A 23,962-nucleotide genomic window follows, 5' to 3' on the forward strand; every position below is an offset into this window, starting at 1 on the left:
GCGGTGGTTGATTGGCAACCAAGGCATGGAAGGTGGTGATGGTGTCTCGCGATGCCGCGCTGCTTGCGCGAACGGCCGAGGGTGACGCCCAGGCCTTTCAGCAGCTTGTCGACCGCCACAGCAGCGCGGTACTCAATGTGATCTATCGCATTGTGTTGTCGCGCGCAGATGCCGAAGACCTTTGCCAGGAGGTATTTGTGCGCCTGTGGAAGCAGGCGCCAAGCTGGCAGGATGAGGCAAAACTGAGCACCTGGTTGTACCGGGTAGCGAGTAACCTGGCGATTAACCATAGTCAGCGTGTGCAGCAGCGTTTTGTTGTGGACGGCGAGCTTGCCGAACAGCTGGCCGACGCGTCAACGCCGCTGAACGACGAGCCGGGCGATTTGCCGGCATTGGCGGCGGCCTTGTCAGCGTTGCCTGAAGAGCAACGAGCGGCCATTGCCTTTCGCTACTATCGGGAAATGCCAGTGCGGGATATTGCCGACGTGCTCGGCAATAGTCCCAAAGCAGTGGAATCGTTACTGGGGCGTGCGCGAAAGCGACTGCGGCAACTTTTAGGAGAGAACAATGACTAGCTATTTTCGGGCTTTGCAATGTTACGGCGCAAACCTCCGGGAGTGGCCGGCACATTTATGGCCAATTGCCTTGCTGGGTATGTTGAGTCGGCGTGGCCGAGCAGCAAGGCGGAGCGCCCTCGCCGAAGACGCAGCGTGGCGGCGACAGTTGCAGAGCGATGGGTTGTCATTAGCGCCCGGCGCTGCTATGCAGCAGCGCTTATCTGCCATTCCCGGTGCACACCGCCAAGTGGCACCTCCCCAGCGCCCAGTGTTTTTGCCAGTAAGTATGGCGACGGCGGCGGCAATGGTGTTGGGTATTGTGATAGGGGCGACGGATTTAACATCGTCATCCAGTGTATTTAGCGACGACTACCAAGCCTTTGCGAGCTTGGATATTGCGGGTAGCAACGACGTTGCAGACTGGTTGGAGGGAGAGTGATGACAAAGCGTAAAGGCCTGCTAATTGCGCTAGTGAGTTCGCTGGTGATCAACGCTTTGCTGATTGGTTCGTGGGTGGGCCACAGGTTACACGGCGACCCGATCATGCATTCGATGAGCCGACATATTTTGAAGCGTCCACCGGAGACACTGAGCGAACAGGCACGAGAGGTGCTCAAAGCGGAGCGAGGCGCTATGCGCAAGGCCTATCGCAATTTGCGTGAAAAACGCCGTGGCGTTGCGGCACTGCTGTCTGAGCAGCCGCTGGATACGGTGGCGCTGGCCGCCGCCTTGGCTGAGGTGCGTGAGGCCGATGTTGCCCTGAAGCGACTCAGTCACGAGGTGCTGTTGCAGGTATTGCCGCCAATGCCGCCAGAGGAACGTTTGGCGATGTTGCGCCCTCATAAGCGCAAAGGCGATCGGGCATGCCCGCCGAAGGAACATAGGAAGCCGCCGCAGCCACCGGTTCAGTAAATGCCACTGTAGTGCAGTTGGCCGTTGTACCAGCGTTTTTTCCAGGCGCGAAACACCCGATCCGGATACCAGTTTTTGCCAAGGCTGCCGTTGTAGCGGGCCAGTGCGCGGCGCATATTGCCTTTTTCCCGCTTCAGATAAAACTGCAGAATTTGGCAGCCGTAGCGCAGGTTGGTGTCCATGTCGGTGAGGTTGTCGCTGGGGCGGCCAATTTCGTTTTTCCAGAAGGGCATCACCTGCATTAAGCCCTGCGCGCCGACACTGGAGATAGCAAAGCGGTCGAAGTAGCTTTCCACTTGAATGAGTGCCAGTACCAGCTCGGGAGGCAGGTCGGCGGCCTTGGCCTCGCGGTGCACGCTGCGCAATAACGCCAAGCGTTGCTCCGGTTCACGGATAATGCTCGCCAGACGGGCCGACATATCAGTCAGCCAGACTTCGGCATCAAAGCGATCTTGGAAGCTGTCGTCGCGGTGCAGCGCTTCTTTCAAATAAGCGGTTAGCGCCGCGCGCTCTGCCGGATCCTGCGGCTGAGTCCAAGCGGTGCCCGCTATCAGTAGCAGGCACCCGGCAAGGGCGAGCTTAGGCCAGGGCAACACGTTGCTGAATAACACTCATCAAGTCGTCGATAGCGATGTCTTCGTTGTCGCTAGCACGGCGGTGTTTGTATTCCAGCAGGCCTTTGTCCAGCCCGCGGTCGCCAATCACAATGCGGTGAGGAATCCCCATCAACTCCATGTCGGCGAACTTCACGCCTGGGCGTTCATTGCGGTCATCGAGTAACACATCATAGCCGGCGGCTTTCAATTGGCTGTAAAGCTGTTCTGCGGTGTCGCGCACACGCTCAGACTTCTGCATATTGAGTGGCACCAGGGCAATTTGGTAGGGCGCGATTGCGTCCGGCCAGATAATGCCTTTGTCGTCATTGTTCTGCTCAATAGCTGAGGCGACCACACGGGTTACCCCAATACCGTAGCAGCCCATGATCATGACCTGTTCTTTGCCTTGCTCGTTGAGCACGGTGGCGTTCAGGGCTTCGGAATACTTGGTGCCGAGCTGGAAGATATGGCCGACTTCGATGCCGCGCTTGATCTGCAGCTGACCCTTGCCGTCCGGGCTGGGGTCGCCGCTGACAACGTCGCGCAGATCGGCAATTTCGCCCAGCTCGACATCGCGCTGCCAGTTGACGCCGCGCAGGTGCATACCGTCTTCGTTGGCGCCGCAGATAAAGTCGCTGCAGTGCGCCGCGCTGCGATCCACAATGCAGCGCAGGTTCAGGCCCACGGGGCCGATAGAGCCGGGTGCGCAATTGAGCGCCGCTTTGATGTCTTTCTCTTCAGCGAGGGTTAGCGGGCTGGCAATGCCGGGTAGTTTCTCTGCTTTGATTTCGTTGAGCTGGTGATCGCCGCGCACCACCAGGGCGATCAAGGCTTGCTTGCCATCTTCATCGGCCTCGCCGTATACCAGCAGCGTTTTTACTGTGCGCTCGGGCGCGCAATCGAAAAAGCGGCAAACGTCCTCGATGCTGCTCACCTCGGGGGTGGCCACTTTTTCCATGGCTTCGCTGGCAGCGGGGCGCTCGCCAGTGGGCGCCACGGCTTCTGCCATTTCGACATTGGCGGCGTAGTCAGAGCTGTCTGAGAAGGCAATGTCATCTTCGCCGGACTCTGCCAGCACGTGGAATTCATGGGAGGCGCTGCCGCCTATTGAGCCGGTGTCGGCGATAACCGGACGGAAGTCCAAGCCCAGGCGCGTAAATATCTGCGTGTAGGCGGCGTGCATTGTCTCGTAGGTCGCCTGCAGTGACTCCTGGTCATTATGAAAGGAGTAGGCATCCTTCATAATAAATTCGCGTGAGCGCATAACGCCGAAGCGGGGCCGAATCTCATCGCGGAATTTGGTTTGCACCTGATAGAAATTGGCGGGCAGTTGTTTGTAGCTGCGAATTTCGTTGCGGATCAGGTCAGTAATTACTTCCTCATGGGTGGGGCCGAGGCAAAATTCGCGTTGGTGACGGTCATTAATACGCAGCAGTTCCGCGCCGTACTGCTCCCAGCGACCAGACTCTTCCCAGAGTTCGGCGGGCTGCACCACGGGCATTAGCACCTCTTGCGCGCCTGCATTGTCCATTTCTTCGCGAATAATACGCTCGACCTTGCGCAATACACGCAGGCCCAACGGCAGCCAGGTATAGAGGCCGGTCGCCAGCTTGCGTATCATGCCGGCCCGCAGCATTAGCTGGTGGCTAATAACCTCGGCATCGGCAGGGGTTTCCTTTACAGTGGCAATAAGTGTTTGGCTAGCGCGCATGGTGGGTATCTGGCCTTAAAGCTGCGAATGAAGTCGCCGCATTTTACGATTGATAGCCAGCCCGGTACAGGGTGGGCCGCGTTTAATGGAGAAAGTAGATGTTTGAATTGCACCCACAACTGGCTGCCGACTGCGCTGTCGTCGGCGATTTACCGCTCTGTCGTGTGCTGTTATTGAATGATAGCCAGTATCCGTGGCTGATTCTTGTGCCACGTCAGGCGGGCTTGAGAGAGCTTTTTGAACTCTCTGCCGAGCAGCGCACTCAGTACTGCCGTGAGTCCGACCTGGCTGCCGCCATTCTGACGCGTCAATTTAATGCCGAGAAATTGAATATTGCCGCCCTCGGCAATATGGTGCCGCAGCTGCACATTCATCATATCGCCCGCTTTACAGATGACCCTTGTTGGCCCAAACCGGTATGGGGGCAGCTGCCGCCGCAGGCGTACAGCGAGGCCGCGCTTGCCCAGCGTCTGAGTGAACTGCGTCAGGCTTTTGCCGCAGACCCTGAGTTTTCAGCGGCCTAATCGTTGCCATGGCAGCACGCTACGACGTCATAGTGGTAGGCGCAGGCATTGTCGGCGCGGCGAGTGCCTGGCAGATTCTTCGTCAGTGGCCAGCGTGTCGCTTGTTGATCATAGAAAAAGAATCTGCGCCGGCTCAGCATCAGTCCAGTCATAACAGTGGTGTGGTGCACGCCGGCGTCTATTACCCGGCGGGAAGCCTCAAGGCGCGCATGTGCCGAGAGGGCTTACAGCAAACGCGGGATTTTTGTCAGCGTCACGCGCTGCCGTTCCGTCAGTGTGGCAAGTGGATTGTCGCCGCGACGCCCCAGCAAGTGCCGGGCCTTAGAGCGCTCGAAGCGCGGGCCAGGCAAAATGGTCTTGCGCCCACGTGGTTGAGTGACGGCGAGCTGCGCGAGCGCCAGCCAATGCTCGCCGGCGTGGCGGCGCTGTCGGTGAAGGAGTCGGCCATTGTTGATTACGCCGCTATCTGTCGCCAGTTACTACACGACGTGCAGCGCGCAGGGGCAGAGCTGCGCTGCGCCTTGCCGGTGGATCGTATTGATGAGCGCACATCGGAGATCGTCGTGGGCAGCGGCGAGCAGACGTTTCACGCGCGACAGCTGCTTTGCTGTGCGGGATTAATGTCGGACCGCTTGGCGCGACTGCAGGGCATCGATTGTGATTTTCGCATTATTCCCTTTCGTGGCGAATTCTATCGTTTGGCACCGCGCTGCGACGATTGGGTGCCCCACTTGGTTTATCCGGTGCCCGACCCCACGCTGCCTTTTTTGGGTGTGCACCTAACACCCAGGGTAGGCGGTGGCGTGTTGGCGGGCCCCAATGCGATGCTCGCACTGGCGAGAGAGGGCTATCGCCGCCGGGATATCGATGCTGCCTCACTGCGAGAAATGGCATCGTTTCCGGGGTTTTGGCGCCTGTTGGCTAGTCACCCACGCGCCGGTCTGCGCGAGCTGCATAATGCGTATTCGGCGCGCCATTACCTCAAAGGGCTGCAGCAATACTGTCCGGCGATTGAGTTACATGACCTGCTGCCTGCCCCTGCCGGGGTCAGGGCTCAAGCGGTTAGTCGACGCGGTGAGCTGCTCAATGACTTCCACTTTTTGCAGAGTGCTCGCAGTATTCATGTGGGCAATGCGCCGTCGCCGGCAGCGACGTCGGCCCTGCTAATCGGGGAGCATATCGCCGCCCAGGTGTTGGCTCGTCGATAAATTCCACGCAAAAAATAGGGGTTTTTGTGCGGATGTCGTATTTAAGCCTTGTTTTGCCGAGGCCAATCGACTATTAGTAGTGCGAGGCACGGCCTCGTTGTTGCGTGCAGGCTTCTTTGCGAAGCCCCGGGCAGCAGCGAAGCGGTATCGGCTCAGTGCCAACTTTTACCGAGCAATAATAAACTTTCCCTGAACAGGACTGATCCCTATGGCGACACGTAAAACTGCTCCGAAAAAGGCCGCTGCCAAAGCAAAACCGGCGGCGAAGGCTGCCCCCAAGCGCAAAATGACGGCACTCAGTGAGAAGATGACCAAAACCCAGATTCTCAACGAGATTGCCACCAACACCGAACTTAGCCGCAAGCAAGTGGCCAGCGTGCTGGAAGAGCTCGAAGTGCTGATCGAACGCAGCATTAAAAAGCGCTCGTTGGGCGAATTTACCATTCCAGGCCTGATGAAAATTACCACCGTGAAAAAGCCTGCCACCAAAGCGCGCAAGGGTATCAACCCCTTTACCGGTGAAGAGACCACGTTTAAAGCCAAGCCCGCTAGTGTGGCGGTAAAAGTACGCCCACTGAAAAAGCTCAAGGACTTCGCCTCCTAAGCCCAGGCGTCAAAAGCCGCGCCGATACGTGCGATTCCGTCGTATCGGTGCGGCTTTTTTGTAGGTTTTTAACCCTTCTGCACTGATCGACATATTCCCGCTGTACTGCGTTTATCGCCGGCACTGCTTTGCGTTATAATCCCGCTCCTTTTTCTACCTGTGGTTGTGCCCGACGGTTTTTCCAGAAGGTCACGTTTTCATGATTTGTATTGGAGGGGATTCCAGTGCCCATTTATGAATATCAGTGTCAGGCCTGTCAGCACGAGCTGGAAGCCTTGCAAAAAATGAGTGATCCGGCGCTAGTTGAGTGTCCGCAGTGCCATGCCGACAAGCTGGTCAAGAAAATATCAGCGGCCGGTTTTCGCCTAAAAGGCAGTGGTTGGTATGAAACCGATTTTAAATCGGGTGGAAAGAAGAAAAATCTAGCTGGCGACGGCGGAGCCTCGTCGGGATCAGATAGCTAATTCAGGGGCCGCCAATTGCGGCCCATTTATGACTTTACAGAAGCAGGAAAGAATCAATGCGCAGCCATTTTTGCGGGAGCCTCGGAAGCGAGCACATCGATCAGGACGTCACGATCTGCGGTTGGGTGGATCGTCGCCGCGACCACGGTGGGGTTATCTTTCTGGATATGCGCGACCGTGAGGGCATAGTCCAGGTCGTGTTTGACCCCGATACCGAAGAGCATTTTGCTACCGCAGACCGGGTGCGCAGTGAGTACGTGCTAAAAATTCGCGGCCGTGTACGTGCTCGCGATGCAGCCACCGTTAACCCCAATATGAAGACCGGCGAGATCGAAGTGCTGGGTAAAGAGATCGAGATTCTCAATGAATCCGAGACGCCGCCATTTCAGCTCGACGATCACACCGAAGTTGGCGAAGATGTTCGCCTGCGCTACCGCTACCTTGACCTGCGTCGCCCGCAGATCGCCGATAAATTGCGTTTGCGCGCCAAGGTGACCTCGGTATTGCGTCGCTACATGGACGAGCAGGGCTTCTTGGATATTGAAACGCCCATTCTGACCCGTGCGACCCCCGAGGGTGCGCGCGACTACCTGGTACCCAGCCGTACCCACGGTGGTAAATTCTTCGCGCTGCCTCAATCACCTCAGCTGTTTAAGCAGCTGCTGATGGTGTCTGGCTTCGACCGCTACTACCAGATTGCCAAGTGCTTCCGCGACGAAGACCTGCGCGCCGATCGCCAGCCTGAATTTACCCAGATCGATATCGAAACCTCCTTTATGGACGACAAGCAGATTATGGCTGTCGCCGAAGGCATGATTCGCGATCTGTTTAAGGAAGTGCTGGACCTGGATCTGGGCGACTTCCCGCACATGCCTTACGCCGAGGCAATGAACCGCTACGGTAGCGACAAGCCAGACCTGCGTATCCCGCTGGAGCTGGTTGACGTTGGCGATTTGATGGCCGAAGTCGAGTTCAAAGTATTCTCTGGCCCGGCAACCAACCCCAAAGGCCGCGTAGCCGCCCTGAAAGTGCCCGGCGGCAACGATAAGCTGAGCCGTAAGCAAATTGATGAATACACCAAGTTTGTTGGTATCTACGGCGCGAAGGGCTTGGCGTATATCAAGGTCAACGACAAGTCGGACCTGGAAGGCGGCTTGCAGTCACCCATTGTTAAGTTCCTGCCCGAGCCGGTGCGCGCGGCGATCTTGGAGCGTGTCGCTGCAGAAAATGGCGACTTGATCTTCTTCGGCGCCGACAGCGCCAAAGTCGTTAACGAAGCCCTGGGTGCATTGCGTTGCAAGCTGGGTGAAGACCTCGACCTCTACACCGCCGCGTGGGCGCCGCTGTGGGTGGTTGACTTCCCCATGTTCGAAGAAGATGACAAGGGCGGTTGGACCAGCCTCCACCATCCTTTCACGGCGCCGTCGTGCAGCCCGCAAGAGCTGGAAAATGCGCCCGGCGACGCCCTGTCTATTGCTTATGACATGGTGCTCAACGGCACCGAACTGGGCGGCGGCTCGGTCCGTATTCATCGCTCAGACATGCAGGAAGCGGTATTCCGCGTACTGGGGATCAGCGACGAAGAAGCCAGCGAAAAATTTGGCTTCCTGCTCGACGCACTGAAATACGGTGCGCCCCCGCACGGTGGTTTGGCCTTCGGTCTGGACCGCTTGGTAATGCTGATGAGCGACGCGAAGTCGATTCGCGACGTGATCGCCTTCCCTAAAACGCAAACAGCGGCCTGTGTGATGACCGACGCGCCCGGCGTGGTAGAAACCCGTCAACTCAGCGAGTTGAGCATTCGTCTGCGTAAAAACGAAGAGTAAGTAACACGGCGGCAGGGTAGGGCCGCCGAGTGAGGGAGCTATGGCGGGTCACAGCAAATGGGCCAATATCAAACACCGCAAAGCGGCGCAGGACGCCAAACGCGGCAAGGTATTTACCAAGCTGATTCGCGAGTTAGTGGTTGCCGCCCGAGCGGGCGGCCCACAGCCTGAAGACAATCCCCGGCTGCGCGCAGCGGTCGACAAGGCGCTTGGCGCCAACATGAAGCGCGACACCATCGACAAAGCCATTGCGCGCGGCGCCGGCAATGCCGAGGGTGATAACTACGACGAAGTCACCTACGAAGGCTACGGCGTTGGTGGTGTTGCCGTACTGGTGGAGTGCATGACTGACAACCGCAATCGCACGGTTGCGGATGTGCGCCATGCGTTTAGTAAGCGCGGTGGCAACCTCGGCACCGACGGCTCGGTCGCCTATTTGTTTAATCGCTTGGGGCAGATTCTCTACCCGCCCGGCGTTAATGAAGAACGGGTGATGGAGGTGGCGCTGGAGGCCCGTGCCGACGACGTGATTGATCATAACGATGGCAGCGTCGAAGTGCTTACCCCTTGGGAAGAGTTTCTGGCGGTAAAAGACGCGATGCAGGCGGCGGGTCTGGAGCACGAGTCGGCCGATGTCATCATGCAGCCTTCCACCTCCGTGACCTTGGACAGAGCCGGCGCTGAGAAGGTAATGGGCTTGGTGGACATGCTCGAAGACCTCGACGATGTGCAAAATGTCTATACCAATGCCGACATCCCCGATGCCGTGCTTGCCGAGCTTGAGTAGGCAAGTGTGATTGTCATTTCGCTGTGTGATCTGTGCATAATAGGCGCAGTTTCGAACAGTGATACGCTATGACAATTATTCTTGGCATCGACCCCGGTTCGCAGAAAACGGGCTTTGGTCTGATCTCGATTGAAGGCCGTCGTCACCGCTATGTCAGCAGTGGTGTCATTCGCTTGCCACAGGGCGCACTGCCCGAGCGTCTTAAAATTATCTACCGCAGCCTGTCGACCATTATCGACGAGTACCGTCCCGATGAAGCCGCGGTGGAAGAGGTGTTTATGTCCAAAAGTGCGGGCTCGGCACTTAAGCTGGGGCAGGCGCGCGGCGCCGCGGTGGTGGCCTGCGTGTCTGAAGATATCCCGGTTGCCGAATACACCGCGCGACAAATAAAAAAAGCGGTGGTGGGCACTGGCGCTGCGAATAAAGATCAGATCCAGCATATGGTGCAAGTCTTGCTCAAACTGCCGGCAGCGCCCCAGGAAGATGCCGCGGATGCCCTGGCCGCAGCCATTTGCCACGCCCATGCCCGCGAAGGCCTACACAGTATGTCAGAACCCCTTGCCGCGGCGCGCCTGCGTCGCGGTCGACTTAGCGCTAAGGTAAATTCATGATTGCTCGTTTGCGCGGTGTCCTGTTGGAAAAGCAGGCCCCGGAAATTGTAGTGGATATCAACGGCCTCGGTTACGAAGTGCTGGTGCCGATGACCACCCTCTATAACCTGCCGCCGCTGGGCGAAGAGGTGTCGCTCTACACTCAGTTTATTGTCCGCGAGGACGCCCAGTTACTCTTCGGTTTTAGCGACACCCGCTCGCGGCAGTTGTTTCGCGACCTGATCAAAGTGAACGGCGTCGGCCCCAAGCTTGCCTTGACGGTGATGTCGGGCATCGACAGCGACGATTTTGTACGCTGTGTGCAAGAGGGCGACACCGCATCGCTGGTCCGGCTGCCCGGCGTGGGCAAGAAGACCGCAGAGCGGCTGATTATGGAAATGAAAGACCGCCTGGAAAGCTGGGCGCCGGCTGCGGCGGCCTCGCCCGCGGTGGCTGCACAGCCCTCGGCGTCGGCGGTGTTGGCCGAGGCTGAAGCCGCTCTGGTAGCCTTGGGATACAAACCTCAGGAGGCCAGCAAGGCGATAAGCGCGCTGGATACTGAAGGGCAAACGAGTGAAGCGCTGATTCGCGCCGCATTGAAGAATATGGTCAGCTAATCACGCTGGAAAACACTATGATAGAAGTCGATCGCCTGATTGCCCCTGAGCCCGCCGAAAGTGCCGAGGAGCGCTTTGACCGCGCCATTCGCCCGAAAAGTCTCGAGGACTATATCGGCCAGCAAGCGGTTCGCGAGCAGATGGATATCTTCGTTAATGCCGCGCGCCGCCGCAGCGAGCCTCTTGATCACACCCTTATCTTTGGCCCGCCCGGGCTGGGTAAAACCACCTTGGCCAATATTCTGGCCAATGAAATGGGCGTGTCGCTGCGCACTACCTCAGGCCCGGTGTTGGAAAAGGCCGGCGACCTCGCGGCGTTGATGACCAATCTCGATGAAGGCGATGTGTTGTTTATTGACGAGATCCACCGCCTCAGCCCCCATATTGAAGAAATTCTCTATCCGGCGATGGAGGACTACCAGCTCGATATTATGATCGGCGAAGGCCCTGCGGCGCGTTCGATCAAGCTCGACCTGCCGCCCTTTACTCTGGTGGGCGCAACGACCCGTGCGGGACTGCTGACGTCACCGCTGCGCGATCGCTTTGGCATTGTTCAGCGCCTGGAGTTTTACGGCGTCAACGACCTGTCGACCATTGTTAGCCGCTCGGCAGCGATTCTCGGCATGACCATCGACGACGACGGCGCCAAAGAGATCGCCATGCGCTCGCGCGGCACACCGCGTATTGCCAATCGCCTGTTGCGGCGTGTTCGCGACTACGCGGAGGTCAAAGCCGATGGCAATGTGAGTGCCGACGTGGCCGATGCAGCGCTGAATATGCTCAATGTCGACAATCGCGGTTTCGACCATCTGGACCGCCGCCTGCTGCTGGCCATGATCGAAAAATTTGACGGCGGCCCCGTGGGCATTGAAAGCCTGGCTGCGGCGATCAGTGAGGAGCGCGGCACCATCGAGGATGTGCTCGAGCCCTACTTGATACAGCAGGGCTACATTATGCGCACACCGCGTGGTCGCGTGGTCACTAACCACGCTTACCAGCATTTCGGATTGAGCCGGCCAGACGGGGCCGACCAATGAGTGCGGAATTCTCGCTGCCACTGCGGGTCTACATCGAAGACACCGACGCCGGTGGCATCGTCTACTATGTCAACTATCTGAAGTATATGGAACGGGCGCGAACCGAATATATGCGCGAGCGCGGCTTTGCGAAAGCTGCTATGGCCGATGATGGTTTGCTCATGGTGGTTCGCGACGTGCAGGCGCGCTACCACGCCTCGGCGAAGCTGGATGATGTGCTGCGCGTCACGGCAAATATAAAATCTCTGCGTCCGACGGCACTAATGTTTGAACAGCATGTCTATCGCGACCAAGAGTTACTGTGCGAGGCATGCATACAGATCGCTTGTGTCGACCCGCTTGTCGGGCGGGCAAGGCGATTGCCAAAGACTATTTATCAGGTGTTGGCCGCCGAGGCCGAAGCCGCTCAGTAACAAAAATTCGATTCAGAGGGGAGCTGCTGTGGAGCAAGACCTGTCCATTATTACGCTGATTAGTCAGGCCAGCCTGTTTGTGCAGGCGATCATGGCTATTTTGGTGCTGGCATCGCTGCTGTCGTGGTATGCAATTGCCCAGCGGGTGATGTATTTCTCCATGGCCGAGCGGGAAATGAAGCGCTTTGAGGCGCAGTTTTGGTCGGGGGGCGATTTGAACACCCTCTATCAAGAAGGCAGCAACAAGCAGGGCTTGGCAGTGGGCATGGAAAGCATCTTCCGCGCCGGCTTCAAAGAGTTCAGCCGCATGGCCCAGCGCAATATCGACTCCGACGCCGTGATGGAAGGCTGTCAGCGGGCCATGCGCGTTGCCATTTCGCGCGAAGAAGAACACATGGAAAAGAGCTTGCCCTTCCTGGCAACGGTCGGCTCCACCAGCCCTTACATCGGCCTGCTTGGTACGGTGTGGGGCATTATGGGGTCTTTCCACGGTCTGGCGCAGGTACAGCAAGCCACACTGGCGACGGTAGCACCGGGTATTTCTGAGGCGCTAGTGGCAACGGCAATGGGTTTGATTGCTGCGATCCCAGCGGTGATGTCCTACAACCGTTTTTCCGCCAAGCTGGATTCGTATATGGGCAAATATGAAACCTTTGCCGACGAATTCTCCAGCCTGCTGCACCGCCAGGTTCACGTGCGCTAAGGGGCACAGACATGAGTCGTCGCAATAAACGCAAAGCCATGTCGGACATTAACGTCGTCCCCTATATCGACGTAATGCTGGTGCTGTTGATCGTCTTTATGGTGACCGCGCCGATGTTGGTTCAAGGGGTGCAGGTTGACTTACCCGAGGCCTCGACCGAGCCGGTACCGCCCACCGATGATGACCCGATCATAGTCTCGGTAGATAAAAACGGCCGCTACTATGTGAGCCTTGGCGACCCGGACAAACAGGGCGAGCCGGTGCCGCTGGCCGAGATCGGTGAAAAGCTCAGTAAAATCCTGCGCAACAAACCCAAAACGCCGGTGATGGTACGCGGCGACAACGCCGTGGAGTACGGCGCGGTGGTGGCGGCGATGGCCGTATTGCAGGGCGCTGGCGCGCCATCGGTAGGTTTGATTACCGAAGAGCCGCCGGCGGCGGGGCGCAAGTAAACATGCAGGGCTTCCGTTTAATTCCGGCAATGGTCACACTTTTGCTGCACGGCCTAGTGGCTGCCGTGTTGCTTATTGGCCTGCCCGGTATTAGCGACAGCCAGGAGCTTAAGGCAAAGCCGGTGGTGATTCAGGCGAAGCTGGTTATCGACAAAGTCCCGCCCAGCCGCGCTAAACCCGCGCCGCCAGCCAAGCCCAAGCCCGCGCCTAAACCAAAGCCGGTGGTGAAGCCTAAACCGGAAGTAAAGCCCAAGCCTGCGCCAAAGCCTAAACCCAAGCCGAAGCCCGCTCCCAAGCCCAAGGGGCCAACAGCGGAAGAAATTCGCCAGAAAAAAGCGGCTGAGAAAGCGGCGGAAGAGGCCAAACAGCGCGCGCTGCAGGAGCAGATTCGCAAACAGCAACAAGAGGAATTGGCGGCGGCGCTGGCGTCTGAGGATGCCGCGTTGGAGGAAGCCGAGCTGGTTAGCAGTTACGAGCAGCTTATCGCCCAGCTGGTAACAAACAACTGGTCGCGTCCGCCCAGCGCCCGCAATGGTATGTCCGTGACGGTTGCCATTCGCACATTGCCAACAGGGGAAATTATTAGCGCCTCAGTAGTCAAAGGCAGCGGCAACGAGGCGTTTGATCAATCTGCCTTACGCGCTGTCAAAGGTCTGGGAGAAATCGCTGAGCTGGGTGAGCTCGCCCAGCAAAATCGCGCTGCCTACGAGCGGAAATTCCGCCATTTCCAATTTAAATTTGAGCCAACTGATTTGAGACGATAATGCGAAAACCGCTAATAATAACGCTGTTCCTACTGCTGTGGACGCTGCCGAGCGTCGCTGACCTCACCATTGAAATTAATGAGGGCAAAGACGACCCCGTGCCCATCGCCGTTGTGCCATTTGGTTGGAAGGCCGGCGTGACCCTGCGCGAGGATGTGGCATCCATTGTTGAACGCGACCTGCACCGCAGCGGTCTGTTCGAGCCATTGAGTCGCGCCGACATGCTCAGTCGTCCGGCCAATGCCAACGAAGTCTACTACCGCGACTGGAAAAGCCTCGGTGTTGACTATGTGGTGGTCGGTGAGCTGAGTTTTGGCCGCGACAACAACCTGGTCGCCCGCTACGAGCTGCTTGATGTTAATACCCAGCGCAGCATCCTGCAGGGGGAAGAGTCGCAGACTTTTGACAAAGTGCGCTTTCTCGCTCACACCATTAGCGACCGGATATACGAAAAGTTAACCAATGTTCGCGGGGCTTTCCGTACTCAGCTGTTATATGTGTCGGCGGTGCGTGAAGGGGACAACCGCTTTCGCTACCGTTTGCTGAAAAGCGATATCGACGGTGTGGGTGAGGAGGTGTTGGCCGACAGCATGGAGCCAATTTTGGCGCCGACATGGTCACCCGATGGCAAGAATATTGCCTATGTTTCATTCAGAACGACGCGTCCTGCGATATATTTACATAATTTGCAGACCGGCCAACGGAAACAATTAACGAATTTCCGCGGTCTCAATGGTGCTCCGGCATTTTCGCCGGATGGAAAACAATTGGCCATGGTGCTATCTAAAGATGGTAGCCCCGATATATACGTGATGGATCTGGCAAGCCAGAGCCTGAAAAAGGTGACCAATCACTTTGCCATCGACACTGAGCCCGCTTGGGCACCGGATGGAAAGTCGATCTATTTTACGTCGGACCGAGGCGGCAAACCGCAAATTTACCGAGTAGAATTGGCGTCAGGAAGTGTCGAACGTGTCACCTTTGAAGGTGACTACAATGCCCGCGCCAGAATATTGGGCGACGGCTTGGGACTGGTTATGGTACACAGGGTGCAGGGCAGGTTTCATATTGCCGTGCAGGACTTCAAGCGCAACCGAGTGGAAATACTAACCTCCACCGACTTGGATGAATCGCCCAGTGTCGCTCCCAATGGCAGTATGTTGTTGTATTCTACAACGTACAACGGCAAAGGGGTGTTGGCAGCAGTATCTGTGGATGGCGGTGTGCGTTACCGCTTGCCATCCCGGTTTGGAGATGTGCGTGAGCCGGCGTGGTCGCCTTTTCTGTATAAGTAGTGGCCGGATAAAATCCTGCAGATAAATGGTTTATCTGCTACTGAAAGTAAACTTTGCAAGTGGGGAAATACAATGAAATACCAATCTAAGTTGTTCCTGGGTGTTGCCTTAGCCGGTGCTTTGCTCACAGGTTGTGCGTCAAACGATACTGACAGCAGCGGCCAAACCAGCGATATGAACACCTACTCTGAGCCAACTCAGAGCATGGAATCTGATGTGTCGGCATACGAAGCGCAAGAGCCAGAAGTGGTTCTGGAAAACATCTTCTACTTCGAGTTCGACCAAGCCACGCTGACTGCTGAAGCGCGCCGTAACCTGGATGCACAGATTGCCCGTCTGCAAAAAACCACTGGCCCTATTCGCCTGGAAGGTCACGCTGACGAGCGCGGTACTCGCGAGTACAATATGGCCCTGGGTGAGCGTCGTGCCAACTCTGTTGCCGACTACATGGCAATCAACGGCATTGCTCGCTACCGTATTGAAACCGTAAGCTACGGTGAAGAGCGTCCTATCGCTTTCGGTCAGTCTGAGTCTGCGTACTCTAAAAACCGTCGCGTAGAACTTAAGTAATAGAAATAAGGCAAGCTGATGCAACTGAAAAAAACCGTGATGATCGCCCTGCTGGCGTCTGGCCCTTCGGTATGGGCTCAGGCTCCGGTGGAGGATATCAATGACCCAAACCGGCGCAACAATGCCGGGGCGGGCCTGGAAGCGGGCATCTACCAGCAGCTTCAGCAGCTCCAGCAAGAGATTATGGCGCTGCGTGGAACGGTAGAAGAGCAGGGGCATCAGCTTCGTCAATTGAAGCAACAAAGTCTGGACCGTTATATCGATATGGATCGACGGCTCAGTAGTGTGGCGGGTGGCGCGGCGGCAGCTGCCCCTTCTGCTACTGACGCGCTTCCTCCCGCTGCGGCGCCTGCGACAAGCACTGCACCGGCAGATCAACAAAGCACTGAGGCACCTGCTCCGGCAAGCACCGATAATGGCCTTACCGGCAAACCCTCGGTCGACTATGCACAGGCATACAGCCTGGTGAAGGCGCGCCAATACACCGACGCCATTACCGCCTTCGAAGCCTACGTAAAAGCCTATCCCTCCGAGCGCTACACGCCTAATGCCTGGTATTGGCTGGGAGAGCTCTATGTGGCGATTTCACCACAAAACCTGGAGGCTTCGTCTGCCGCTTTCCAAAAGCTGTTAGCCGATTACCCCGAAAACGGCAAAGTACCCGCCGCCATGTACAAGCTGGCAACGGTCTACTTCCTGCAGGATGACAAAGACAAAGCGCGTGAAATGCTCACCCATGTTATCGACCGCTACGGCAACACCGGTAATTCGGCGGTGATAAAAGCCCGCGAATTCCTGCGCAAGAATTACTAACAGCCAAGAGTTGCTAATAGCCAATAGTGACTCATAAAGAGCCACCGCATTCGCTGCGCGTTGCCCTCGGGCGGCTCAGCTCTTAAAATAGCGCCCTTTGGGTTTACCAGCCCGTCTAACGGCCAGGCCGTTTCACCCGGAGCGGCACAAGCATGAGCGCCAGTCTGCGAATTACCGAAATTTTCTACTCTTTACAGGGCGAGTCCAGAACCATTGGCCTGCCCACCGTCTTTGTGCGCTTAACCGGTTGCCCGCTACGTTGCACCTACTGCGATACCGAATACGCCTTTCACGGCGGTGAACGTCGCAGCATCGACGACATTCTTGCGCAGGTTGCCAGTTATTCGCCGCGGTACATCTGCGTAACAGGGGGCGAGCCGCTTGCCCAGCCGGAGTGCTTAACCTTATTGCGGGCACTGTGCGATGCCGGTTACGAGGTGTCCCTGGAGACCAGTGGCGCCATGCCCGTTGCCGATGTCGACCCACGCGTATCGAAAGTCGTGGATCTAAAAACCCCTGCCTCGGGCGAACAACACCGCAATTTGATGGAAAATCTCGACCACCTCGGCGCAAACGACCAGGTGAAGTTCGTTATTTGTGATCGCGACGACTACGACTGGGCGCGTTTCCAGGTCGACCAGCACCGGTTGCCGGAGCGCGTTGGCGAGGTGCTGTTTTCGCCGAGTTTTGAACAGTTGCCGGCGCGCGACCTCGCCGACTGGATCATCGGCGACAACTTGCCGGTGCGTTTCCAGCTTCAGCTACACAAACTTCTATGGCAGGACGCCCCCGGACATTAAGCAATAGGCAGAGTAGTGACAAAGAAAGCAATTGTATTGGTATCAGGCGGTCTCGACAGCGCCACCGTGCTCGCTCAGGCCCGCGCCGATGGTTATGAATGCTATGCCCTGGCCTTTGACTACGGCCAGCGCCACCACGCCGAACTGATTGCCGCCCGCCGCGTTGCCGATGCGCACGGCGCGAAAGAATTTAAGATTATCAAACTGGACCTGAGCAGCATTGGCGGCTCGGCGCTGACCGACGCCAGTATTGATGTGCCCGATGCCGGTGGCGAAGGCATACCTATCACCTATGTGCCTGCGCGCAACACCGTGTTCTTATCCATCGCGTTGGGCTGGGCCGAGGTAATCGGCGCCAACAGCATCCACATTGGCGTGAACGCGGTGGACTATTCCGGCTACCCCGATTGTCGCCCCGCCTTTATCGACGCCTTCGAACACTTGGCGAATGTCGCCACAAAAGTGGGGGTAGAGGGGCAGGCCATGCATATCGCCACGCCGCTTATCGACCTCAGCAAGGCGCAGATCATTGGTTTGGGCACTGACCTGGGTGTGGATTACAGCCTCACCGTATCCTGTTATCAGGCCGATGATGAAGGCTATGCCTGCGGGCGTTGCGACAGTTGTCACCTGCGTCGACAAGGCTTTATCGAGGCCGGTGTCAGCGATCCGACGCGCTATCGTTAATCGGGTAAAAAAAACAATTTTTTTATGCTTATGCTGTTGTTTTTGATCTCAAAATCCGTATTATAAGCGCCTCTTTCGGGGCCGTTAGCTCAGTGGTAGAGCAGTTGGCTTTTAACCAATTGGTCGATGGTTCGAATCCATCACGGCCCACCATCAAATTCCGAAGAAAGCACTGCATTTGCAGTGCTTTTTTTTTTGCCGCTTACTTTTCCGACACGAATTTCGCCAAGTGCGTATTTATTGACGAATAAAACGTCGATGTAGCTGCGCTGTCTCGGTATTCTTGGCGCGTTGCGCAACGAGACATGGAGTTATTGCGTAAGCGTACGACCCGCCACGAGGGCGGGGCGAACTACAACCGAAAAAGGCATGACATAGCGTTATGAGTATCAACGACAAGGATTATGTGCCCTACGAGGGCGAAGATATGCAGCGCTACATCGAGCGCGTAATCGCGGTTGAACCGCCCACCCACCCCGCGCGGGACTGGGTATATAAACTGCTCAAATACCTGTTTTCCCCGACGTTTCTCGATGCCGACAAACTGCCAGACAAGCCCTGCCTGTTTGTCGCTAACCATTCCATCTACGCGGTCGATGGCCCGATTCTCGGCCTGCCGATGCTGGCAGAACATGGCCGCTTTTTGCGTGCCTTAAGCGATAAATGGATGTGGAACAGCGTCAATGAGCAGTTCTTGCTTAACCAGGGCGCGGTCATCGGCCACCCAGAGGTGTGCAGTGCGCTGATGGAAGGCGGCCAGGATATTCTGGTATTTCCCGGCGGTGCCCACGAGGCCACCAAACCAGCCGACCAGAAATACACTCTGCAGTGGAAAGAGCGCACCGGCTTTGTGCGCATGGCCGCTAAGCATGGCTATACCATTATTCCCACGGCGGTAGTGGGCCCGGAGGAGTTTTACCGCCACTTAATGGAAGGTCGCGACCTGCCAAACTCGCTGCTGGGTAAATTGCTCACCCGTTTTGGCTTGTTAAATGAAAACTCCCGCACTGATCTGATGGGGCCGATTCCGGTTGGCTTGTTCGGTACGCTGTTGCCCAAACCCCAGCGCTGTTTTATTCAGTTTGGCGACCCCGTTGATCTGAGCGAATACAAAGGCAAAGTGCCCAGCAAGGCACAGCAAATGGCGATTCGCAGCGAGGTTGCTGAAACGATTGAAGGGATGATCTCCTCGCTGTTTCTCAAGCGCGCTCAGCAGCGCTTCAAAGATAAATTCTGGCGGCGAGTGCTCAGCGCTTAATGTTAAAAATGTCGGCTAAGCCCGGCATTTTTTTTTGTTCGTCGATATCTACGTAGCAAATATACCGTATAGTGTATTTGGCGGTGTGGGACACTGCGTGGCATTGGCAGACAATCCACAGCCAGGGTTTTGGGTCAGTATTGATCAACATAATCATAATAATGCTGGCGAGGCGCCAGGTTTGTCTCGCTGTGTAGCGGCTCGCTTTAGCATGGATACTCAGGCACAGCTCTCGCTCGCAACGAATCAATAACAATAATAAACAAGATAAGAATCCGCCCGGCAATTATCGGCCGGTGCGCTCTCAACGCGGAGAATCATCATGATGGGCTTGCGTGACCAAGTAGTGGCCGGGCTATTGATCTGTCTCGGTGCAATGTTAACGGCTTGCGGCGGCTCTTCAAGCAGCGGCCAAACCACCACAGCCAATGACACCGGTTCGGCAGAAACACGAGGGTGGCAGCCCTACGAGCGTCCGCAGGAATTCAGCGCGATGGTGACCCTGCCCCGCGAATTTATCGAAATGCGCGACGGCGTTCGCCTGTCGGCCCATATCACCTTACCGGCCGATGAGGCGGGGAATCCCGTCGAGACACCGCTGCCGGTGATTCTCACGCAGACCGGATACAACAGCAGTACCGGTGGTGTAACGGCTGCCAACCCGTATTTTGTTCAACGCGGCTACGCGCAGGTGTATGTCGACGTGCGCGGCACCGGAAATTCTGAAGGCGTGTGGGAAGCCTGGGGGCCGGTTGAGCAGGCTGACTACCTGGAAGTAATGGACTGGGTAGCCAAGCAACCCTGGTCAGACGGCAACGTGGGTACCTGGGGGCCATCGTTTATGGCCATCACGCAGCTGCTTACCGCGCAGCACAATCACCCAGCACACAAAGCCCTGTTTGCAATCGTACCGCCGGGGGATGTCTATCGCGATATCACCTTTGCCGGTGGTCAGATCAACGGTGCCTTTGTGCCGGCATGGCTGGGCCTGGTAACCGGTTTGTCGTTAATTCCCGCGCAGGAAAGTTTCCAGGACCCCGAGCAACTGCTCAGTGTGTTTGCCGAACACACCGCCAACGCGGTGACGGAATTTCAGGCAACAACCTTGATCGGTGGCCTTACCGGCAGTGATGAAACCGCTTACGACAGTGAATTCTGGCGTGTGCGCTCGCCTCTGACTCATATCGACAAAGTGAAAGTGCCCACCTTCGTGGTTGGCGGCTTGCGTGATATTTTTCAGCGCAGCGAACCAATGGCCTATGAAGGGCTAAAGGACAACACCAATGCCAAACTGCTTATCGGTCCCTGGGATCATTTGCAGGGCTCACAGTTAGAGGGGCTGCCGGTCGATGGCATTCCCCACGGCGACGATATTGCGCTGGCCTGGTTCGACCACTACCTGAAGGGCATGAACAACGGGGCAGAAGACATGCCCGCCGTCACCCAATATCTCTATGGCGAAGAGCGCTATGTAACGCTGCCAGACTGGCCACACCCACAGTTGCAAAGTGAGCGCTGGTATTTGCGTGGCGATGGCAGCCTAAGCCAGCAGGGCGCTGCCGCTGATGAGGGGAGCAAGATTGTCTTGCAGCAACCCTTTGCCGGTATCTGCTCAGATAGCACGGCCCAGTGGTCGGCGGGCATTCTCGGTTTGCTTCCCTCTCCCTGCTACGACGACAACCGAATCAATGAGGCCCTGGAAGTCACCTACACCAGTGCGCCGATGAAGGAGGACTATTTTATTAACGGCCCCATTCAGGCCGATTTGTGGATATCCACCACCGCTCTGGATGCCGGCGTAGTGGTGAGGGTGAGCGATGTCTCCCCCGACGGCGTATCGCGGCAACTGACCAGTGGTTTGCTTACGGCGTCGGCGCGGGCGGTGGACCCTAACCAGTCGCGCTATGTTGCCGGCAATATGATTCAGCCCTGGCACCTATATACCGCCGAGAGCCGTCAGCCCCTGGCAATGAACGAGGTGGTGGCCATCAATGTGGAGATATTTTCAACCAGCGCGGTGATTAAACGCGGGCACGCGCTGCGCATCTCCGTCGGTGCCAGTGACTTCCCGCGCGGCATCCCGCCAGTGCTAGACCTTGTCGACCAGCTGGCGGGGGTGATGACTGTATACAGCGATGCCGACCGGCCCTCCAGTGTGGTGCTGCCGGTGATACCTATCGAGGCCTTGCCTATCGTCTCCAGTGGTGAATAGGCGGTGGCTGGCAAATAAATAACTGATAACTAAAAGTCGTAACGCAATTTACGGCCTTACTCATTAAGGCCACTGATCCTCCATACCAAAATAATACAAATAAGGAGTGACTATGGGAGTTCGCAAATGCTGTATCGGTGCGCTGGCGCTGGCCGTATTACCCGCTGCGGCGCTGGCCGAGGACAGCAAATCGCGGCCGCAGTTGGAAGAGGTGATGGTCACCGCTCAGAAGCAGCAGCAAAGCTTGCAGGATGTGCCAATAGCCGTGGCCGCCGTCGATGGCGCTAAAATTCGCGATGCCGGTATTCAGCGTATTGAAGAGCTCACCGCCTATGTGCCCAATTTTAAAATGGCGGTCACCGGGCAGGGCAATGCGGTGTACATTCGCGGTGTGGGCTCGGGTGACAACCGCGGCTTTGAGCAATCGGTGGGCATGTTTATCGACGGCATCTACGCCGGGCGCGGTCAGCAGTTCCAGTCGCCGTTCCTCGATATTGCCTTAGTGGAAGTACTAAAAGGACCGCAGGGCACCTTGTTCGGTAAAAACACTATCGCCGGCGCCGTCAACATCAGTACCGCCAAACCCAGTGATGCCTTCTCCGGCGAATTCAGCGCCCAGCACAACCCGGAAATTGGCGCAGAAGAGGTCACCGCCACCGTTAATGTGCCGCTGGGCGATGCCTTTGCAGTGCGGGCAGCGTATAAGCGTTTAACCGAAGACGGCTACGTGAATAATTTTATTCTCGACCAGGATGAAACCGAGCGCGCCGAAGATGTGCTGCGCCTGGGCCTGCGCTGGCGCGCCAGCGATGATCTCGATATCAACCTCAAACTGGAGCAGTCGGATTTTGGCCAAGTGGGCACCACCCACCAGCTGGTGGATAACACCGGCACCTTTTCACTGTACCAGTCGAATTTCGGCTTGCCCGTCACGCCGCCAGTGTCACTGCCCGTGCCGCTGTACTCGGTAAACCTTGAAGACGAAATTGATCCCCGCGAAGACGGCCGCCTGGACCGCCGCAAGTCAGACCGTCAGTTCGACTGGCAACCCGCAGTTACCCAAAATAACAGTGAATCCGCCGTATTCACGGTGGAATACGCCCTGAGTGAAACCCTCACGCTCACCAGCGTCAGCGGCTATTCCCAGTTTGATTTTCGATTTAACCTCGACGCCGACTTCACCGACCTGCAGTTCATCGGCACCGAAAACACTGAAGACTTCAGCCAGCTCAGCCAGGAGTTTCGTCTGGCGGGGAATATCGGCGACAACATCGACTTTATCGGCGGCGTGTACGCCCACAAGCAGCAGCTTACCAGCACGCTTTGGCTAAACCTGGACTTCCAGGCACTGGGGGTACCCAGTTCCATTTCGCTGCCGGGCACCACCATTTCCCTACCCAGCCAACTCGCCACGTTTACCGAATACCAGCAAGACACAGACAGCGTGGCGGTATTTGGTCAGGCCACCTGGGCCATTACCGAGTCGCTGAGTGCCACCTTGGGTTTGCGCTGGGGGCAGGATGAGAAGCAGGCCCACAAGTATTTGGATATTGCCGAGTTCCGCAGCAAGGAGCGCACCCCCAATCCCGTTTATGCGGTGCTGGCTGGTGCGCTCAATAACTCGGAAAATCACGACATTAAAAACGCCCGCAAAGTCGACAATATTTCACCGGCCTTCAATCTGCAGTGGTATGCCAATGAAGATGTCATGAGCTATTTCCGCTACGCCAAAGGCTTTAAAGATGGCGGCTTTAACGCCAACGACACCACCGCCAGTCAGGACGCCTTTGCCTACGAGGACGAAGAGGCCGACACCTACGAGCTGGGTATCAAAACCACCTTGCTCGACGGCGCCATGACTGTGAATGCGGCGCTGTTTTATACCGAGTTTATGGAACGCCAGGTCAGTAACTTTACGCTGACCGGCTACGTGGTGGGCAATGCCGCCGAGTCCATTACCCAGGGCTTTGAAGCGGATATGCGCTGGGCGCTTACCGAGCGGCTGCTTGTTGGCGCCTCTGTGGCATGGCTGGACTCGTATTTCACCGCCTTTCCCGACGGCCCCTGTACCGCCGAGCAAACCCGCACGGCGTCGGAGCAGGGCAATAAGGATTGCCGCCAGGACCTCAGCGGCCAGGGCACCGATTACGCGCCGGAATACAGCGGCAGCCTCATCAGTCAGTATCTGCAACCGATTGGCGACAGCATGGAACTGCGCCTGCAGGTGGATGTGAATTTCAGCGATGAATTCTTCTACACCCAGGACCGGGACGCCGCCGATATGCAGGAGGCCTACTACAAAATAAACAGCCGTTTGTCCTTGGCACACTTTAATCAGGGCTGGGAGCTGGCCTTGGTCGGCAAAAACCTCACCAACGAAATGACGCGCCCGGCGGGCAACGATGTTCCCCTGTTTGTTGGCGCCCACTTTGCCGCCACCGATCCCCCGCGCAGCCTGGCCCTGGAAGGCGTTGTGCGCTTCTAGCGGGGTAGGCATCGCCTCAGCGCACCTGCAATGGGGCGCTGCGCAATTCCGATGGGGTTTTCTTGATACCGCCAGCG

Annotated in this window: 26 protein-coding genes and 1 tRNA gene; 25 read left to right on the forward strand and 2 right to left on the reverse strand. The window is 57.1% G+C overall.

Annotated elements, in window-relative coordinates:
* Positions 1–11: 11 nt before the first annotated feature.
* Genes HNR64_RS12305 through HNR64_RS12315 form a run of 3 tightly spaced genes read left to right on the forward strand, consistent with a single transcriptional unit; the run spans position 12 to position 1,469 of the window.
* Positions 12–575, forward strand: a complete 564-nt coding sequence (locus HNR64_RS12305; protein WP_204996740.1) for an RNA polymerase sigma factor — start codon at positions 12–14, stop codon at positions 573–575.
* On the forward strand, positions 568–996 hold the full coding sequence (locus HNR64_RS12310) for a hypothetical protein (protein ID WP_204996741.1): 429 nt from the start codon (positions 568–570) through the stop codon (positions 994–996). Before HNR64_RS12305 ends, HNR64_RS12310 begins: the two co-directional genes overlap by 8 nt.
* On the forward strand, positions 996–1,469 hold the full coding sequence (locus HNR64_RS12315) for a periplasmic heavy metal sensor (protein ID WP_204996742.1): 474 nt from the start codon (positions 996–998) through the stop codon (positions 1,467–1,469). Before HNR64_RS12310 ends, HNR64_RS12315 begins: the two co-directional genes overlap by 1 nt.
* Here the strand turns inward: HNR64_RS12315 and HNR64_RS12320 are convergent.
* Positions 1,463–2,080: a transglycosylase SLT domain-containing protein gene (locus tag HNR64_RS12320; RefSeq protein WP_338061853.1), complete on the reverse strand. Its 618-nt coding sequence runs from the start codon at positions 2,078–2,080 to the stop codon at positions 1,463–1,465. The genes HNR64_RS12315 and HNR64_RS12320 overlap by 7 nt on opposite strands.
* Positions 2,049–3,776, reverse strand: a complete 1,728-nt coding sequence (locus tag HNR64_RS12325) for a proline--tRNA ligase (RefSeq protein ID WP_204996743.1) — start codon at positions 3,774–3,776, stop codon at positions 2,049–2,051. Before HNR64_RS12325 ends, HNR64_RS12320 begins: the two co-directional genes overlap by 32 nt.
* A gap of 98 nt (positions 3,777–3,874) precedes the next feature.
* Here HNR64_RS12325 and HNR64_RS12330 point away from each other — a divergent pair, with 98 nt between their 5' ends.
* The 22 genes from HNR64_RS12330 (at position 3,875) to HNR64_RS12435 (ending at position 23,885) form a co-directional block, all read left to right on the forward strand.
* On the forward strand, positions 3,875–4,300 hold the full coding sequence (locus HNR64_RS12330; RefSeq protein WP_204996744.1) for an HIT domain-containing protein: 426 nt from the start codon (positions 3,875–3,877) through the stop codon (positions 4,298–4,300).
* A gap of 8 nt (positions 4,301–4,308) precedes the next feature.
* Entirely contained in the window at positions 4,309–5,508 is a 1,200-nt protein-coding gene (gene lhgO, locus HNR64_RS12335; protein WP_204996745.1) for an L-2-hydroxyglutarate oxidase, read from the forward strand.
* Between the two features lie 208 nt (positions 5,509–5,716).
* On the forward strand, positions 5,717–6,112 hold the full coding sequence (locus HNR64_RS12340; protein ID WP_027874333.1) for an HU family DNA-binding protein: 396 nt from the start codon (positions 5,717–5,719) through the stop codon (positions 6,110–6,112).
* A 224-nt stretch (positions 6,113–6,336) separates the two neighbouring features.
* Positions 6,337–6,576: an FmdB family zinc ribbon protein gene (locus HNR64_RS12345; protein WP_204996746.1), complete on the forward strand. Its 240-nt coding sequence runs from the start codon at positions 6,337–6,339 to the stop codon at positions 6,574–6,576.
* A gap of 56 nt (positions 6,577–6,632) precedes the next feature.
* Positions 6,633–8,402: an aspartate--tRNA ligase gene (gene aspS, locus HNR64_RS12350; protein WP_204996747.1), complete on the forward strand. Its 1,770-nt coding sequence runs from the start codon at positions 6,633–6,635 to the stop codon at positions 8,400–8,402.
* A gap of 40 nt (positions 8,403–8,442) precedes the next feature.
* Positions 8,443–9,189, forward strand: coding sequence for a YebC/PmpR family DNA-binding transcriptional regulator (locus tag HNR64_RS12355; protein ID WP_204996748.1), 747 nt, complete (start codon positions 8,443–8,445; stop codon positions 9,187–9,189).
* A gap of 68 nt (positions 9,190–9,257) precedes the next feature.
* The gene (gene ruvC / locus HNR64_RS12360) at positions 9,258–9,800 is read left to right on the forward strand and encodes a crossover junction endodeoxyribonuclease RuvC (protein WP_204996749.1); all 543 of its coding nucleotides are present in this window, start codon (positions 9,258–9,260) and stop codon (positions 9,798–9,800) included.
* Complete coding sequence (gene ruvA, locus HNR64_RS12365) at positions 9,797–10,396, forward strand: Holliday junction branch migration protein RuvA (protein WP_204996750.1); 600 nt, start codon at positions 9,797–9,799, stop codon at positions 10,394–10,396. Before ruvC ends, ruvA begins: the two co-directional genes overlap by 4 nt.
* Before the next feature lie 17 nt (positions 10,397–10,413).
* Positions 10,414–11,433, forward strand: coding sequence for a Holliday junction branch migration DNA helicase RuvB (gene ruvB / locus HNR64_RS12370; protein WP_204996751.1), 1,020 nt, complete (start codon positions 10,414–10,416; stop codon positions 11,431–11,433).
* On the forward strand, positions 11,430–11,846 hold the full coding sequence (gene ybgC / locus HNR64_RS12375; protein ID WP_275587353.1) for a tol-pal system-associated acyl-CoA thioesterase: 417 nt from the start codon (positions 11,430–11,432) through the stop codon (positions 11,844–11,846). The genes ruvB and ybgC overlap by 4 nt, the downstream gene beginning before the upstream one ends.
* A 28-nt stretch (positions 11,847–11,874) precedes the next feature.
* Positions 11,875–12,549, forward strand: coding sequence for a protein TolQ (gene tolQ, locus HNR64_RS12380; protein WP_027874341.1), 675 nt, complete (start codon positions 11,875–11,877; stop codon positions 12,547–12,549).
* Between the two features lie 11 nt (positions 12,550–12,560).
* Positions 12,561–13,001 carry a protein TolR gene (gene tolR, locus HNR64_RS12385; RefSeq protein ID WP_027874342.1) on the forward strand — a complete coding sequence of 147 codons (441 nt, stop codon included), beginning with the start codon at positions 12,561–12,563 and terminating at the stop codon, positions 12,999–13,001.
* 2 nt (positions 13,002–13,003) lie between these two features.
* Entirely contained in the window at positions 13,004–13,765 is a 762-nt protein-coding gene (locus tag HNR64_RS12390; RefSeq protein WP_204996752.1) for an energy transducer TonB, read from the forward strand.
* On the forward strand, positions 13,765–15,060 hold the full coding sequence (gene tolB, locus HNR64_RS12395; RefSeq protein ID WP_204996753.1) for a Tol-Pal system beta propeller repeat protein TolB: 1,296 nt from the start codon (positions 13,765–13,767) through the stop codon (positions 15,058–15,060). The genes HNR64_RS12390 and tolB overlap by 1 nt, the downstream gene beginning before the upstream one ends.
* 72 nt (positions 15,061–15,132) lie before the next feature.
* Positions 15,133–15,630 carry a peptidoglycan-associated lipoprotein Pal gene (gene pal, locus HNR64_RS12400; protein WP_027874345.1) on the forward strand — a complete coding sequence of 166 codons (498 nt, stop codon included), beginning with the start codon at positions 15,133–15,135 and terminating at the stop codon, positions 15,628–15,630.
* Positions 15,631–15,648: 18 nt separating this feature from the next.
* Entirely contained in the window at positions 15,649–16,443 is a 795-nt protein-coding gene (ybgF, locus tag HNR64_RS12405; RefSeq protein WP_204996754.1) for a tol-pal system protein YbgF, read from the forward strand.
* A gap of 152 nt (positions 16,444–16,595) precedes the next feature.
* Entirely contained in the window at positions 16,596–17,243 is a 648-nt protein-coding gene (gene queE / locus HNR64_RS12410) for a 7-carboxy-7-deazaguanine synthase QueE (protein WP_204996755.1), read from the forward strand.
* Between the two features lie 15 nt (positions 17,244–17,258).
* Positions 17,259–17,930, forward strand: coding sequence for a 7-cyano-7-deazaguanine synthase QueC (queC, locus tag HNR64_RS12415; RefSeq protein ID WP_204996756.1), 672 nt, complete (start codon positions 17,259–17,261; stop codon positions 17,928–17,930).
* 78 nt (positions 17,931–18,008) lie between these two features.
* Positions 18,009–18,083 (forward strand) — tRNA-Lys (locus HNR64_RS12420).
* Positions 18,084–18,312: 229 nt separating this feature from the next.
* Complete coding sequence (locus HNR64_RS12425; protein WP_204996757.1) at positions 18,313–19,188, forward strand: lysophospholipid acyltransferase family protein; 876 nt, start codon at positions 18,313–18,315, stop codon at positions 19,186–19,188.
* A gap of 322 nt (positions 19,189–19,510) precedes the next feature.
* Positions 19,511–21,400, forward strand: a complete 1,890-nt coding sequence (locus tag HNR64_RS12430; RefSeq protein ID WP_204996758.1) for a CocE/NonD family hydrolase — start codon at positions 19,511–19,513, stop codon at positions 21,398–21,400.
* 112 nt (positions 21,401–21,512) lie between these two features.
* Entirely contained in the window at positions 21,513–23,885 is a 2,373-nt protein-coding gene (locus tag HNR64_RS12435; RefSeq protein WP_204996759.1) for a TonB-dependent receptor, read from the forward strand.
* Positions 23,886–23,962: the final 77 nt, after the last annotated feature.

The organism is Spongiibacter marinus (genome assembly GCF_016906995.1).
Classification (GTDB): domain Bacteria; phylum Pseudomonadota; class Gammaproteobacteria; order Pseudomonadales; family Spongiibacteraceae; genus Spongiibacter; species Spongiibacter marinus.

Coding starts and splice junctions, on each gene's coding strand:
- HNR64_RS12310 (WP_204996741.1), top strand. CDS start 568: ATGACTAGCTATTTTCGGGCTTTGCAATGTTACGGCGCAAACCTCCGG.
- HNR64_RS12315 (WP_204996742.1), top strand. CDS start 996: ATGACAAAGCGTAAAGGCCTGCTAATTGCGCTAGTGAGTTCGCTGGTG.
- HNR64_RS12325 (WP_204996743.1), bottom strand. CDS start 3,776: ATGCGCGCTAGCCAAACACTTATTGCCACTGTAAAGGAAACCCCTGCC.
- HNR64_RS12330 (WP_204996744.1), top strand. CDS start 3,875: ATGTTTGAATTGCACCCACAACTGGCTGCCGACTGCGCTGTCGTCGGC.
- lhgO (WP_204996745.1), top strand. CDS start 4,309: ATGGCAGCACGCTACGACGTCATAGTGGTAGGCGCAGGCATTGTCGGC.
- HNR64_RS12340 (WP_027874333.1), top strand. CDS start 5,717: ATGGCGACACGTAAAACTGCTCCGAAAAAGGCCGCTGCCAAAGCAAAA.
- aspS (WP_204996747.1), top strand. CDS start 6,633: ATGCGCAGCCATTTTTGCGGGAGCCTCGGAAGCGAGCACATCGATCAG.
- HNR64_RS12355 (WP_204996748.1), top strand. CDS start 8,443: ATGGCGGGTCACAGCAAATGGGCCAATATCAAACACCGCAAAGCGGCG.
- ruvC (WP_204996749.1), top strand. CDS start 9,258: ATGACAATTATTCTTGGCATCGACCCCGGTTCGCAGAAAACGGGCTTT.
- ruvA (WP_204996750.1), top strand. CDS start 9,797: ATGATTGCTCGTTTGCGCGGTGTCCTGTTGGAAAAGCAGGCCCCGGAA.
- ruvB (WP_204996751.1), top strand. CDS start 10,414: ATGATAGAAGTCGATCGCCTGATTGCCCCTGAGCCCGCCGAAAGTGCC.
- ybgC (WP_275587353.1), top strand. CDS start 11,430: ATGAGTGCGGAATTCTCGCTGCCACTGCGGGTCTACATCGAAGACACC.
- tolR (WP_027874342.1), top strand. CDS start 12,561: ATGAGTCGTCGCAATAAACGCAAAGCCATGTCGGACATTAACGTCGTC.
- HNR64_RS12390 (WP_204996752.1), top strand. CDS start 13,004: ATGCAGGGCTTCCGTTTAATTCCGGCAATGGTCACACTTTTGCTGCAC.
- tolB (WP_204996753.1), top strand. CDS start 13,765: ATGCGAAAACCGCTAATAATAACGCTGTTCCTACTGCTGTGGACGCTG.
- pal (WP_027874345.1), top strand. CDS start 15,133: ATGAAATACCAATCTAAGTTGTTCCTGGGTGTTGCCTTAGCCGGTGCT.
- ybgF (WP_204996754.1), top strand. CDS start 15,649: ATGCAACTGAAAAAAACCGTGATGATCGCCCTGCTGGCGTCTGGCCCT.
- queE (WP_204996755.1), top strand. CDS start 16,596: ATGAGCGCCAGTCTGCGAATTACCGAAATTTTCTACTCTTTACAGGGC.
- HNR64_RS12425 (WP_204996757.1), top strand. CDS start 18,313: ATGAGTATCAACGACAAGGATTATGTGCCCTACGAGGGCGAAGATATG.
- HNR64_RS12430 (WP_204996758.1), top strand. CDS start 19,511: ATGATGGGCTTGCGTGACCAAGTAGTGGCCGGGCTATTGATCTGTCTC.
- HNR64_RS12435 (WP_204996759.1), top strand. CDS start 21,513: ATGGGAGTTCGCAAATGCTGTATCGGTGCGCTGGCGCTGGCCGTATTA.